Source organism: Thalassospira sp. MCCC 1A03138 (assembly GCF_002115785.1).
Taxonomy (GTDB): domain Bacteria; phylum Pseudomonadota; class Alphaproteobacteria; order Rhodospirillales; family Thalassospiraceae; genus Thalassospira.
This window is the reverse complement of record NZ_JFJY01000004.1, coordinates 287,443-301,016: the sequence shown is the minus strand read 5'-3', so window position 1 is coordinate 301,016 and position 13,574 is coordinate 287,443. Positions and strand designations below refer to the sequence as shown.

Annotated in this window: 12 protein-coding genes; 6 read left to right on the top strand and 6 right to left on the bottom strand. The window is 56.3% G+C overall.

Features of this window, described 5'->3' with window-relative positions; genetic code table 11:
* The first annotated feature begins 20 nt into the window (after positions 1-20).
* From TH468_RS11175 to TH468_RS11150, 6 genes are all read left to right on the top strand, one after another.
* Positions 21-1,403 (top strand): M20 family metallopeptidase, encoded by a 1,383-nt coding sequence (locus TH468_RS11175; RefSeq protein WP_085644091.1) that lies wholly within the window; start codon positions 21-23, stop codon positions 1,401-1,403.
* Between the two features lie 271 nt (positions 1,404-1,674).
* Complete coding sequence (locus tag TH468_RS11170; protein ID WP_139834697.1) at positions 1,675-2,934, top strand: ABC transporter substrate-binding protein; 1,260 nt, start codon at positions 1,675-1,677, stop codon at positions 2,932-2,934.
* A gap of 64 nt (positions 2,935-2,998) precedes the next feature.
* On the top strand, positions 2,999-3,892 hold the full coding sequence (locus TH468_RS11165) for a carbohydrate ABC transporter permease (protein ID WP_007089755.1): 894 nt from the start codon (positions 2,999-3,001) through the stop codon (positions 3,890-3,892).
* Complete coding sequence (locus TH468_RS11160) at positions 3,892-4,770, top strand: carbohydrate ABC transporter permease (RefSeq protein ID WP_085644089.1); 879 nt, start codon at positions 3,892-3,894, stop codon at positions 4,768-4,770. Before TH468_RS11165 ends, TH468_RS11160 begins: the two co-directional genes overlap by 1 nt.
* A 29-nt stretch (positions 4,771-4,799) precedes the next feature.
* Positions 4,800-5,909 carry an ABC transporter ATP-binding protein gene (locus tag TH468_RS11155; protein WP_085644087.1) on the top strand — a complete coding sequence of 370 codons (1,110 nt, stop codon included), beginning with the start codon at positions 4,800-4,802 and terminating at the stop codon, positions 5,907-5,909.
* 25 nt (positions 5,910-5,934) lie between these two features.
* Entirely contained in the window at positions 5,935-6,981 is a 1,047-nt protein-coding gene (locus TH468_RS11150; RefSeq protein WP_371268749.1) for a LacI family transcriptional regulator, read from the top strand.
* Between the two features lie 531 nt (positions 6,982-7,512).
* Here the strand turns inward: TH468_RS11150 and TH468_RS11145 are convergent.
* From TH468_RS11145 to TH468_RS11120, 6 genes are all read right to left on the bottom strand, one after another.
* A complete protein-coding gene (locus tag TH468_RS11145; RefSeq protein ID WP_085644085.1) occupies positions 7,513-8,550 on the bottom strand; it encodes an L-idonate 5-dehydrogenase in 1,038 nt (345 codons plus the stop codon).
* Between the two features lie 11 nt (positions 8,551-8,561).
* Positions 8,562-9,329, bottom strand: coding sequence for an SDR family oxidoreductase (locus TH468_RS11140; protein WP_085644083.1), 768 nt, complete (start codon positions 9,327-9,329; stop codon positions 8,562-8,564).
* Positions 9,330-9,353: 24 nt separating this feature from the next.
* Positions 9,354-10,553, bottom strand: a complete 1,200-nt coding sequence (locus TH468_RS11135; RefSeq protein ID WP_062960718.1) for a mandelate racemase/muconate lactonizing enzyme family protein — start codon at positions 10,551-10,553, stop codon at positions 9,354-9,356.
* 19 nt (positions 10,554-10,572) lie between these two features.
* Positions 10,573-11,877: a TRAP transporter large permease subunit gene (locus TH468_RS11130; protein WP_085644081.1), complete on the bottom strand. Its 1,305-nt coding sequence runs from the start codon at positions 11,875-11,877 to the stop codon at positions 10,573-10,575.
* Complete coding sequence (locus TH468_RS11125) at positions 11,867-12,394, bottom strand: TRAP transporter small permease subunit (protein ID WP_085644079.1); 528 nt, start codon at positions 12,392-12,394, stop codon at positions 11,867-11,869. Before TH468_RS11125 ends, TH468_RS11130 begins: the two co-directional genes overlap by 11 nt.
* Before the next feature lie 62 nt (positions 12,395-12,456).
* Positions 12,457-13,482, bottom strand: a complete 1,026-nt coding sequence (locus TH468_RS11120; protein ID WP_085644077.1) for a TRAP transporter substrate-binding protein — start codon at positions 13,480-13,482, stop codon at positions 12,457-12,459.
* Positions 13,483-13,574: the final 92 nt, after the last annotated feature.

The window sequence follows — 13,574 nt, the reverse complement described above, 5'->3', positions numbered from 1 at the left end:
GAAAGAACAAGGATCAATCAATGTCAACGCGTGCTGATGCTATCGAAAATGTAACCCGGTATTTTGAAGATGGGCAGTTCATCGAAGAACTGCGTCGAATGGTCGAACAGAAAACCGAAAGCCAGAAGCCCGATAATCTCGAAGCGCTTTATGGGTATCTTACCGATGTGATTGTTCCGATGGTGCGCGATATGGGGTTTGAAACCCGCATCATCGATAATCCCAAGCCCGGTTTCGGACCGTTCCTGTTTGCCGAACGCCGCGAAGGCGACGATTTGCCGACCGTCCTGACATATGGGCATGGCGATGTGATCTTGGCACAGGAAGGTGAATGGCGCGAAGGCCTTGAACCTTTCAAGCTGGTGATCGAAGGTGATCGGGTTTACGGGCGCGGTACGGCGGATAACAAAGTGCAGCATTGCATCAATCTGGCGGCCCTGCGGTCGGTCATTCAGACACGTGGTGCATTGGGCTTTAACTGCAAGGTCATCATTGAGATGGGTGAAGAGGCGGGGTCGCCCGGCCTTGCCGAACTGTTTACCAATTATCGCGATCTGTTTGCCGCCGATGTCCTGATTGCATCGGATGGTCCGCGCCTGAGTGCAGAACGCCCGACCATGTTCATGGGGTCACGCGGGGCGATCAATTTTGCGCTGTCGCTTAAATATCGCGAAGGCGGCCACCATTCCGGGAACTGGGGCGGTTTGCTGAAAGACCCGATGATTGTTCTTTCGCATGCGATTGCATCCATCGTTGATCGTCGCGGGCAAATACAGGTGCCGGAATGGCGTCCTGACAGCCTGAATGACGAAGTCCGGGAAGCCCTCAAGGATTGCGCAATCACCCAACCCGAAACCGGGCCGACAATTAACCCTGACTGGGGCGAGGAAAGCCTGTCACTGGCGGAAAAGGTTTATGGCTGGAACAGCTTTGCGGTACTTGCGGCAAAGGCAGGAAACCCGGAAAAACCGGTCAATGCGATCGCGCCTGAAGCCATTGCGCATTGCCAGTTGCGTTATGTGGTTGGCACGGATGCGGATGACATTCTGCCGGCTTTGCGCCGCCACCTTGATAAACATGGCTTTACGGATGTTGAAATCATTCCCTCGGCAAAGGGGTTCTTCCGGGCAACCCGGCTTGACCCGTCCCATCCGTGGGTCACGCGTGTACGCGATTCAATCATCAAGACCACCGGAACCAAACCGGCAATCCTGCCCAATCTTGGCGGGTCGCTGCCTAATGATACATTTGCCTATATCCTTGATCTGCCAACCGTCTGGGTGCCGCACTCCTATGCGTCATGCTCTCAGCATGCGCCCAACGAACACATCCTGCAAAGCCTCAGCCGACAGGCTCTGCAAATGATGGCCGGTGTGTTCTGGGATATCGGCGACGCCGCCTGACCATAGCAAGCCATCCGGAAATTCGGGCGCCAGAAACCATGACAGGATCATGGCTGGCGCCCTTTTATATGGGGCGGAGTCTTCCGCGTTCCAGTTTCCGGCAATAACAAATGCACTATTTTGCGACGCAATAACGCAATCTGATCAACCACAGATTTTGCGCCTGTTGGCGGCTTTGCTGTACTGCAACGTTACAGGAGGCGCTTGACTCCGACCTGTAACGTTGCAGTAATCAACTGCCAAATCAAAAAAGCCAACAGGGAGGAAACAAATGTTTCTTGGCAAAATGACACGTGCCGGCATCGGTATGATCGCGGCACTCGGGCTTTCAACCAGCATCGCATCGGCACAGCAAAGTGTGGAAGTTCTGCATTGGTGGACGGCAGGCGGCGAGGCGAAGGCGCTTCAGGTTCTTAAAAAGGATCTCGAAGATCAGGGTGTTTCATGGAACGACATGCCGGTTGCAGGTGGTGGTGGCGAACAGGCCATGACCGTGCTGCGCGCACGCGTTACATCGGGCAATGCACCGACCGCCGTGCAGATGCTTGGTTTTGATATCAAGGATTGGGCGGGCGAGGGCGTTTTGGGCAATCTTGACGACCTTGCCGCAAAGGAAGGCTGGGAAGATGTTGTTCCCGATGCCTTAAAAGAGTTTTCAAAATATGACGGCCACTGGATCGCGGCCCCGGTCAACGTCCATTCGACCAACTGGGTCTGGGCCAACAAGGCGATCTTTGATGAACTGGGCCTGAAACAGCCGACCAACTGGGACGAACTGATCGCAGCACTCGATAAGATCAAGGAAGCCGGTTACACCGCGGTCGCGCATGGTGGGCAGGCATGGCAGGATGCCACCATCTTTGATGCGGTCGTCATGGCAACCGGCGGACCGGAATTCTATCAATCCTCGATGATCGACACCGATCCCGATGCGCTGGGGTCGGACACGATGAAAACCGTGTTTGATCGCATGGCGAAACTACGCACTTATGTTGATGACAATTTCTCGGGTCGGGACTGGAACCTTGCGACCGCGATGGTGATCAACAAGGAAGCCGGGGTGCAGTTCATGGGCGACTGGGCCAAGGGCGAGTTTCTGAATGCCGGTAAGGTGCCCGACACTGATTTCATGTGCTTCCGCTTCCCGGGAACACAGGATGCGGTGACGTTCAACTCTGACCAGTTCGTGATGTTCAAGGTCGGCGAAGATCGTCAGGACGCGCAGATGAAACTGGCATCGGCCGTGATGTCGCCAAGCTTCCAGTCGGCATTCAACGTGGTCAAGGGTTCCGTCCCGGCGCGCACGGATGTGCCCAATGACGACTTTGATGCCTGTGGCAAAAAAGGCATGGCTGAACTTGCTGCTGCCAATGAAAAAGGCACACTGTTCGGGTCGATGGCGCATGGCCATTCGGTTCCGGCCGGGGTCAAAAACGCGATGTATGACGTGATTACCGCGCATTTTAACGGCGAATATGACAGTGCAACCGCTGTCGAGGAGCTGGTTAACGCGGTTGAGTCCGCCCAATAATACCAGAATGAAACCGGCGGCCGGATAACATTCCGGCCGCCGGATAAAGTGCGGAGCATCACCCATGCAATCATCCTTGCCCGGCAAGGCACAGGCAACCCTGCGGGAGGTTCTGCCCCGTCTGGTGCTGAGCCCCAGCCTGTTTCTGATCCTTTTATTCGTTTACGGATTTATCATTTACACCGGTTACCTGTCGCTGACCGACAGCCGGATGCTGCCCTCCTACGAGCTTGAGGGATTTGGCAACTATGCCAATCTGTGGGGGCAGCGAAACTGGCTGATTGCCCTGCAAAACCTTGCGATTTTTGGCATTCTTTACATTGCGATCTGTTCGGTGCTGGGGTTGGTTCTGGCGATCCTGCTGGATCAGAAAATTCGCGGCGAAGGCATTTTGCGTCCGATCTACCTGTATCCGATGGCGCTGTCTTTCATCGTCACCGGTACGGCATGGAAATGGTTTCTTGATCCGGGGCTCGGTCTTGAAAACACCATGCATCTTTGGGGGTGGGAAAGCTTTACCTTCAACTGGATCAAGGATCGCGACATGGCGATCTATACCGTGGTGATTGCCGCGGTCTGGCAATCGTCGGGTTTTGTCATGGCGATGTTTCTGGCGGGTTTGCGCGGGATTGACACTGAAATCCTCAAAGCCGCCCAGATGGATGGTGCTAGCCGCTGGAGCCTCTATACCCGTATCGTCATTCCGCAATTGCGCCCGGTGTTTCTGTCGGCCTTTGTGGTTCTGGCCCATCTGGCGATCAAGGCCTATGACCTTGTCATTGCGCTGACCAATGGCGGGCCTGGCCGGGCTACCGAACTGCCCGCGACCTTCATGTATTCCTATACCTTTACCCGCAATCAGATGGGGGTCGGGGCATCGTCGGCGGTGATCATGCTGGCGATGATTGCCTCGATCATTGTGCCCTATCTTTATTCCGAACTTCGGGAGCGCCGCTGATGTCGCGTTCGACACAATCCTCCTTTGGCACCGGAAAGCTTCTGCGCGCAGCCCTTTATGCGGTCCTGATCCTGTTTGCGGTTTATTACCTGCTGCCGCTGTTTGTCATGCTGGTGAACTCGGTCAAGACGCTTGATGAAATCCGGGGCGGTAACATGATGTCGCTGCCCGAAATGTTCACCTTTGAGCCGTGGCTGACCGCGTGGTCCGAGGCCCAGATCGGGGTTGAGCCGACGGGACTTAAACCCTATTTCATCAACAGCATCATGATGGTTGTGCCAGCGGTTGCCATCTCGACCGGGCTTGGGGCGCTGAATGGGTATGTTCTGACCAAATGGCGGTTTCCGGGTGACAAGATCATTTTCGGGCTGATGCTGTTTGCCTGCTTCATCCCCTTCCAGATCGTCCTGATCCCGATGGCACGCGTGCTGGGCATGATTGGTCTGGCGGGCACGACCGGCGGGCTGGTTCTGGTGCATGTGGTGTACGGTCTTGGCTTTACCACGCTGTTTTTCCGCAATTATTACGCGGCATTCCCGGACGAGCTGATCAAGGCGGCCAAGATGGACGGGGCCGGGTTCTGGCGGACTTTTACCCGTATTCTTCTGCCCAGTTCGGGGCCGATCATTGTGGTGACCGTGATCTGGCAATTTACCAATATCTGGAATGATTTCCTGTTCGGGGCGTCATTTGCCGATTTTGATTCAATGCCGATGACGGTTGCGCTGAACAATCTCGTTTCATCCTCGACCGGGGTCAAGGAATACAATGTGCACTTTGCCGGTGCTGTCCTTGCCGCCCTTCCGACACTGATCGTTTACATCGTTTCCGGGCGCTATTTCGTGCGTGGATTGATGGCCGGTGCGGTTAAGGGTTAGCTCATAAAAAGACTTACAGGGAAGTTATCATGTCCTTTCTGCAAATCGACAAGGTGTGCAAAAGTTTCGGCCCGATCAATGTGCTGCGCGACATTACGCTGGATGTTGAAGAAGGCGGTTTTCTGGTGCTTGTCGGGCCGTCGGGCTGTGGCAAATCGACCTTGCTCAATACCATTGCCGGGCTGGAAAAGCTGACAACCGGGGAAATCCGCATTGCTGGCAATGTCATCGATGATCTGCCGCCGTCGGAGCGCAATATCGCGATGGTGTTTCAAAGCTATGCGCTTTATCCCAACATGAATGTCGGGCAGAACATCGCGTTTGGCCTTGAAATGCGCGGCATGCCAAAGGATGAACGTGACGCCAAGGTTGCCGAAGTCGCAAAAACCCTTCAGATCGAACATCTTCTGGATCGCAAGCCCGGCCAGCTTTCGGGCGGGCAGCGGCAGCGCGTTGCGATGGGCCGCGCACTTGTACGCAATCCGCAGCTTTTCCTGTTTGATGAACCGCTATCAAACCTTGATGCCAAGCTGCGCGTGGATATGCGCACCGAAATCAAACGTATGCATCAGACATTCGGCACCACGATTGTCTATGTCACCCATGACCAGATCGAAGCCATGACGCTGGGCACGCGGATCGCGGTCCTGAAGGACGGTATTGTCCAGCAATACGGCACCCCGGCCGAGATTTATAATGATCCGGCCAACCTGTTTGTCGCCGATTTCATGGGATCGCCCGCGATGAACCTGATCCCGGCGACGGTGCGGGGCAATGCGGTTGAAATGGCGCGGGCGGGCGAAGAGCCGCTGATGCTTGAATTCCAGCACCTGCCTGCGGATGTCCGGGCGCGGGACGGGCAGGAGGTCATTGTTGGCATCCGGCCCGAGGCGATCACCGATGCCGATAACCGGGCACTGGTGCGCGACGGGCAGCAGGCGGTCAGTGCGTCGTGCAGGATTGATGTGGTCGAGCCGGCCGGGGCGGATATTTTTGCCATCACATCGCTTGGTGGCAAGGAGGTGGTGACCCGCCTGCATCAGGACTGGAACGGGCAGGCCAACAGCCATGCGAAATTGGTGTTCAACCTTGAAAAAGTTGTGTTTTTTGATCCCGAAAGCGGCGTAAGACTGCGCTAGAAATACCCCACGGAGGCTTTGACAACTGTCCGATCACGATCTTGCCGGGAAGGCCGGGCGCCCCGCCGCCCCATCCCGGCCGACCCTTAAAACCATTGCGGAAATGACCGGCCTTGGTGTGACGACGGTGTCGCGCGCGCTTAAGGATGCGCATGATATCAGTGCGAAAACCAAGCTGCGCGTGCGCAAGGTGGCGGATGCCATCGGTTATCATCCGGACCGGGCCGGGGTGCGTTTGCGGACGGGAAAAACCAATGTTATCAGCCTGATCCTTGATCAGACCGACAAGGTGCCGGAATTTGCCAGACGCCTGATTGTCGGCATTTCCGATGTCATCCGCGGTACGCCCTATCACCTTGTCGTCACGCCACAATCACGTACCGATGATCCGATGGACCCGGTGCGTTATGTGCTGAATACCCGTGCTGCCGACGGGGTGATCATCACCCATATCAGGCCCGATGATGAGAGGGTGCAGGCGCTGAGCCAAAGCGGGCTGCCGTTTGTGGCGCATGGGCGTTGCCTTTCGGCACCCGATCATGCCTATCACGATTTTGATAATCGGGCGTTTTGCGAGATGGCGGCAAGGCGCCTGATTGCGCGGGGGCGCAGGCGGCTGGCGCTGCTGTCGCCGCCGTCGGAATTTTCATATTATCAGGAAACCCTGGCCGGGCTTGCTGCGGTGGCGGAGGCAGAAAACGTGCCTTTTCAGGTACTTGGCGGGATTGACCTTGATAGCAGCAGTGAGGTTTTGCGTCAGGCCGGCATGGCATTGCGCCATCAGGATTATGTGCCCGACGGGGTGATTTGCGGTAGCGAGCTGTGTGCGATGGCGCTGATTGACGGGATGATCCAGTCGGGGATGAATGTCGGGCGGGACATTGATGTGATCGCCAAGGAAACGTCGGATTTGCTGAACTTTACCCGGCCCCGGATCGACAGCCTGCGCGAGGATCTGATCGTTGCCGGGCAGCAATTGGCGACCCATCTGCTCGACGTGATCGAGGGGCGGGAAGGGGCAAATCTGCAATCGCTGAGCGCGCCAATCCCGGTTTGGCGCAACGATATCTGAACGCCAGATTTCCGGGATTTATTATTCACTTAAAATGAAAAATACAGTCGATTATTCATTTTTGGTTGTTGATTGCTTTTCGGGCGTGACTCATTGGCCCGGCGAAGCGTGAAAACAGCGTTTTTATTTGTATGAGGAATATATTTTCAAAACCGGCATTTCAGGCAGGTTTTGACCCCCGGCCTGCCAGATAAATCCCGGAAATCCGCCATTAATATTATTTGTATGAGGATTTATTCGCGGCGCTTTGCGGGCAGGGCATGTGGCGTCGGGCAGCGTTACCTTTTTTGGTGGGTTGAGGTGTTGTTGGTGGCCCGAGATCAGGCGGACAAAGATGGGGGCGAGCGGGCGGGGGCGACAAGTGTGTTGCGCACCTATGAAAGCTGTTCAACGCGTTCAAGTGCGAAATTGGTCTGTACCTCTGCCCCGAGATAGATCGCGGCAGCGAGTGCGGGCAAGTTTATCGAGGTGATCTTGCCCGCCCCGGTGATCCGCGCGGCGATAGGGGCGCGCGGACGAATAGGTCAGCCGTCAGCCGAAATCCAGTTGTACTTTCATGGATTGGCTGCGATCCGAGGCAAGGTCAAAGGCGGTTTTGGCGTCCCGGAAGGGCAGGACCGAGCTGATGATCGGTGAAACGTCAATGACCTTGCGGTCGATCAGTTCTGCGGCCTGGGCAAATTCCGCATCAAAGCGGAAGCTTCCGATCATTCTGACTTCTTTGGTGACAGCGAGACTGAGCGGGAGTTCGCCATTGCCGCCAAGGCCGACCGTGATGATGGTGCCGCCCGGTTTGACCGCATCGAATGCATTGGCAAGCGCCTGCGGGCTGCCGGAGCATTCAAAGACCACATCCTGCGTGCCCTTGTTCATGCCGAGCGTTTTGAAGGCATCGGCATTGCGGGCGACATCGATGCAGCTATTGGCACCTGCCTTTGTGGCAACATCCAGTGCGGCCTTTGACAGATCGGTCGCGGTAATCCAGTGCGCCCCGGAATGGGCGGCGGCCAGAATGGTCAGGCAGCCGATGGGACCGCAACCGGAGACGAGGACCTTTTTCCCCGACAGCGCCCCGGCCTGACGCACCGCATGCAGGCAGACGGCCAAGGGTTCGCTGCAGGCGGCGTGTTCCATATTGATGTCGGGGGACAGTTTGACCAACTGTTCCGCGGGCAGATTCATCTGTTGGCGGAACAGGCCCTGTTGATGGGGAAAGCGCATCGCGCTGCCAAAGAAACGCATGTCGGTGCATTGGTTGCGCATGTTCGCGCGGCAATACTGGCATTGGTTGCATGGCATGGAGGGATTGACCGCGACCCTGTCATTAACGGCAAGGCCGGTCACGTTTTTGCCAACGGCAATGACCGTACCGGCGACTTCATGCCCGAGAACCATCGGTTCACGGATTTTAACCGTGCCAAAACCGCCGTTATGATAGTAGTGCAGGTCCGAGCCGCAAATGCCGCCCTTGTCGATCTGAACGGTTATCGTGCCCGGTTCCGGTGCGCCGGGCTGGTCGATCTGATCGACACGCAGGTCGTGGGGTGAATGTATGACAACAGAGTACATGTAAGATCACCTTAAAGAACGGAAATCATGCCGCCATCGGCATAGATGATCTGACCGTTCACATAGTTGGATGCATCCGAGCAGAGATAAATCGCCGTGCCGATCAGCTCGTCAGGCCGGCCCCAGCGACGTGCGGGGGTGCGTGCCTTGACCCAGGCGTCAAATTCCGGGTTGGATGTCAGCGCCGCGTTCATGTCGGTGAGCATGTAACCCGGACCAATCGCATTCGCCTGAAGGCCGTGTTCGCCCCATTCGGCTGCCATCGCCTTGGTCAGCATTTTGATGCCGCCCTTGGCGACGGTGTAGGGGGCGACGGTGGCGCGCGCCAGTTCGCTTGTCAGCGAGCCGATATTGACGATTTTGCCATGCCCGCGTTTGACCATGCGTTTTGCGGCTTCGCGGCCAATCATGAAGGCGGATGTCAGATTGGTATCAATCACGCGCTGCCAGTCGGCGGTATCGAGTTCCAGCATGGGTTTGCGGAACTGGATACCGGCGTTATTGATCAATATGTCGATCTGCATACCGGCCGTATCGAAGCGATCAAAGGCGGCCCTGATTGCGGCTTCGTCGGTGACGTCAAACAGGGACATATCGACTTTCATACCGGCATCGGACATTTCCTTGCAGGCCTGCGACAGGCGTTCGGAATTGGTGCCGTTCAGGATGACGGTGGCCCCGGCCGCAGCCAGACCTTCGGCAAAGGCGCGACCCAGACCGCGGGAAGAGCCGGTTATGAGGGCTGTTTTACCGGCGAGCGAGAAAAGTTCGAGAGACATGTTTCCTCCAACGGGCTTTTATTTTCAGGCTTTGCTTTCGCGGACGGTCAGGTCGCTGCGATCAAAGAAGGTCTTCTGCAATTCGACACCAAGGCCGGGGCCTTCCATCGGATAAACATAGCCGTTTTCGATTTTCGGAACAGCGGTCACCAGTTCATTGTACCAACCCTTGTAGAAGGCGCGGACACTTTCCTGAATGAGGGTGTTTGGCTGGCTGAACGACATGTGAATGGCGGCGGCAAAACCAACCGGCCCGATGCAGTCATGCGGGGCAAACGGGCGATGCCATGTTTCGGCCAGGGCGGCGATTTTCTTGCCTTCGGTAAGGCCGCCGGTCCAGCACAGGTCCACCATGACCACATGGGTTGCATCACGGTCGAGCATGTCCTTGTAAGGCCAGCGTGACCCCAGTGTTTCACTGGCGCAGGTCCAGACATCGGTGGATGCGGCAAATTCAGCCAGAGCCTGCGGCGAGTTCATGCGGATCGGGTCTTCGTACCAGGTCGGGCTGAACTGTTCGAGTTCGCGGGCGATCTTCTTGGCGGTCGGCAGGTTCCATTGGGAATGGAATTCCACCATGATTTCCATTCTGTCGCCGACGGCCTTGCGGATTTCTTCGAAGGGACGGATCGCCTTTTTCATCTGTTCGGCGGTGATGTACTGACCGCGTGTTTCGGCCGCCATCGGATCAAATGGCCAGATTTTCATGGCCGTGATGCCGGATTCCAGAAGGTTTTCGGCCAGTTGGGCCGGACGGTTCATGAAACCGTCCAGATCCTCGTAGGGGCCTTCCGGTTCGCCCAGGTTCCAGTTCGATACGGGTTTGATATTGTTGGTGCGGACATAGCGATATCCGGCACAGGTGTTGTAAATCCGGATCTTATCCCAGCACAAACCGCCCAGCATCTGATGGACGGGCTGGTCGCAGACCTTGCCAAAGATGTCCCAAAGGGCAATGTCGATGGCGGATGCCGCGCGATATTCCGCCCCCGTCGATGATTGTGCCATCGGCAGGTTGACCATTTCCTTGTGCAGGGCTTCGATGTGAAGGGGGTTCTGCCCGATCAGGCGTCCGGCCAGTGTATCGTGAATGTGGGCTTCGACCGCACCCGCACCATAGAAGGTTTCGCCAAGGCCGGTAATGCCCGCATCCGTTTCGACATGGACCCACAGGACATTGGCAAATTCGTCTACGCGGTAGGTTTTGATTGCTGTGATCTTCATTTTCTTATCCGAATTCAGATTAATTGAGTATTTCCGGGAGCCATAGCGCGATGGACGGGAAGGTGAGCATCAGCGCCAGGAAGGCGATCTGAATGAGCATGAAAGGCCAGAGAGACGCGAAAATCGTCTGAAGGGTGATTTCCGGCGGGGCGACGCTTTTGAGATAGAAAGCGGCCGGACCAAAAGGTGGTGAGAGGAATGCCACCTGCATGGTCAGCGAGAAAAGCACCCCGAACCATACCGGGTCATAGCCAAGCTGGGTGACGATCGGCACAAAGATCGGAATGGTCAGAAGCAGGATGCCAATCCAGTCCATGAACAGCCCGAGTACGATGAAGATCGCCATCATCAGCATGATCGTGACGACAGGCGCGATATCCAGACCGGTGATCATGCCGGTGACAAAACGCTGGCCGCCCGAAAGATTGTAAATCGCAATCAGCGATGCCGCGCCAAACGTCACCCACAGGATAATCCCGCAGGATTGCAGGGTGCGTGTCAGGGCCTGCCACAGCATGGTTATGTTCAGTTCGGAGCGCAGGGCGATGATGAGGATGGAGACGCCAACCGCGATGCCCGCAGCCTCGGTAATGGAGGTCACCCCGCCGTAGATGCAGCCAAAAACGATGCCGATCAGGACAAGCAGTGGCAGAACGCCGCGTAAGAAATCCTGTTTTGTGAAGGGCTCGGTCTTTTCCGGTGCCTTTGGGGTCAGGGCCGGATTAAGCGTGCAGCGAATATAGATATAGGCGAAGTAGGCAAAGGCGAGCGCGAAGCCCGGTACGAAGGATGCCAGAAAGAGCTTTTGCACCGAGACATCGGCGGTCAGGCCGTAAATGATCAGGACAATCGAGGGCGGCACCATTGTACCCAGTGATCCGCCCGCGCAGATGATCCCGATGGAGAGTTTCCGGTCATATTGCAGGCGCATCATCTGTGGCAGGGCAATCAGACCAAGCAGAACGATTTCGCCGCCGATGATGCCGCTGATGGCGGCCATGAAAACGGAAATGATCAGGGTCACGGTCGCAACACCGCCCTTCAGATTTCCGAAAACCTTGAACAGGGCATCGTATAGGTCCTGAGCCAGCCGGGAGCGTTCCAGCAGGGTTGCCATCAGAATGAAAAGCGGTACGGACAGCAGCGAATATTCGGTAGCAAGTCCGTAAACCGTTTTATGGGCAAGTGCGATGACCGCCGGACCGAATTTAAGATAGCTGACAAGGACGGCAAGCGACCCGGCGGCGAAAGCCAGCGGAACACCCAGCGCCATCAGGGCAAAGACGCCACCGACGAGGATAATGGAAATGATTTCAATCGACACGGTTGTCCTCCGTGACTGATTCTGCGGTGTCGGCGGGGATGCCACGGAACCTTTTGACGCAGTTGATGATCGCGTAAAGCGCCATCAAACCGGTTGTCAGAACAATGAGCGGTTTGACCGTTGCCGGGATCGGCGGGTTCCATGCCGTGCCAAACGGTTCCCAATTCATCAGGGACTGCCACGAACTGGGCGCGCCGAACCATGCAATGCCCAGACAGAATGTCAGGCAGCAGGCCAGCGTGATGAGATCAAATATGCGCTGAAGCCATGCGGGGCTTGCGTCATAGAGGACGGTAATTCTGAGATGCTGGTCTCTTTGCATGGCATAGAGGCCCGCGGCCAGAAACAGGATTGCCGAGAGCCACAAGGCCAGTTCATTGGCCCAGATTGTCGGGGTTCTGAATATGTAGCGTGCGATGACTTCGTAAAAAGTCACGCCGACAATGACCAAAAGAAGTAGGGAAAATAGCGCGACGACGAATTGAAAGCTGCGCACGCGTTTCGGGGTTGCCTGCATCGCGGACCTCCAGAAAAGCCCCCGGGGGAAACCCCCGAGGATCAAAATGACGGACTTGCTGGTTAGTCGAGGATGCCGTTTTTCTTCATGTAGGCGATATGCGCGTCATAGGCCGCTTTGGCTTCGGGGCTCCGCGTTGCCCAGTCGGCCCATACTTCCTGTGCCGCCTTGCGGAATGCCAGACGGTCTTCGCTGCTCCAGTCTTCGAGGGTGACGCCGGCTTCGGTCAGTTCCTTGGCGGCTTCCTGATCAAGCTTGTTTGATTCTGCGATGACTTCCGGGGCAATCGTTGCAATGGCGTCCTGCATTGCCTTTTGCTGGGTCTCGTTCAGCGCATTCCATTTTTCGAGATTAATCGCGATATGTTCGATCGGCATGGAATGGAAGCCGGGATAGGTCGCGTATTTGGCGATGTCATAGAGGCCGAGTTTCTTGTTCACGGCGAGGGTGGAGGCATCCGCACCCGAAACCGTGCCGGTGGACATGGCGGTGAACACCTCACCAAACGGCATCACAACCGGGCCCGCGCCAAGTTTCTGGAAAATTTCGGATTCCATGCCCGGAGGCGAGCGGAATTTCCAGCCCTTGAGATCATTGATCCCGGCAAGCGGGGTGGTTGAGCTGAGTGATTCGGGTGTTGCGATGAAGACACCGACAAGATGCATGTTGAATTTGTGATACAGCTCGTTTGCGAGGTCGAGACCGCCATCCCTGTACCAGCCAAGAAGCTGTTCCGGGGTGCTGTAGCCGCCCATGATGTCACCATAGAACTGGAAGGCGGGGTTTTTGCCGGTGATATAGCCCGCACCGGTTGCGTCACCGTCAATGATGCCCATGCTGGATGCTTCGAAGGCTTCGTTCGAGTTCACGACCGACGAGCTGGTGTGCATTTCGACCTGCACCGTGCCGTCGGAATATTCTTTTACAAGGTCGGCAAACCGCAACAGTGCCTTGCCCTGCAATGACGAGGCGTTGTGATGTGTCTGGAATTGCAGCGGGGTCGGGTCGGCCGCGAAGGCCTGTGAGGTGGTGAAAGTCAGAAAGCCGGTGGCGGCCAGAGCGGTTAATGTTTTTGTTAGTTTTTTCATGTCGTTGGTTCCTCCCTTATGTGACATGTTGTGATATTTCACGAAACATCAGTAGCATGTATCAAGCGGGAACTTCAACAGGTTTTACTTTT

Coding starts and splice junctions, on each gene's coding strand:
- TH468_RS11175 (WP_085644091.1), top strand. CDS start 21: ATGTCAACGCGTGCTGATGCTATCGAAAATGTAACCCGGTATTTTGAA.
- TH468_RS11170 (WP_139834697.1), top strand. CDS start 1,675: ATGTTTCTTGGCAAAATGACACGTGCCGGCATCGGTATGATCGCGGCA.
- TH468_RS11165 (WP_007089755.1), top strand. CDS start 2,999: ATGCAATCATCCTTGCCCGGCAAGGCACAGGCAACCCTGCGGGAGGTT.
- TH468_RS11160 (WP_085644089.1), top strand. CDS start 3,892: ATGTCGCGTTCGACACAATCCTCCTTTGGCACCGGAAAGCTTCTGCGC.
- TH468_RS11155 (WP_085644087.1), top strand. CDS start 4,800: ATGTCCTTTCTGCAAATCGACAAGGTGTGCAAAAGTTTCGGCCCGATC.
- TH468_RS11145 (WP_085644085.1), bottom strand. CDS start 8,550: ATGTACTCTGTTGTCATACATTCACCCCACGACCTGCGTGTCGATCAG.
- TH468_RS11140 (WP_085644083.1), bottom strand. CDS start 9,329: ATGTCTCTCGAACTTTTCTCGCTCGCCGGTAAAACAGCCCTCATAACC.
- TH468_RS11135 (WP_062960718.1), bottom strand. CDS start 10,553: ATGAAGATCACAGCAATCAAAACCTACCGCGTAGACGAATTTGCCAAT.
- TH468_RS11125 (WP_085644079.1), bottom strand. CDS start 12,394: ATGCAGGCAACCCCGAAACGCGTGCGCAGCTTTCAATTCGTCGTCGCG.
- TH468_RS11120 (WP_085644077.1), bottom strand. CDS start 13,482: ATGAAAAAACTAACAAAAACATTAACCGCTCTGGCCGCCACCGGCTTT.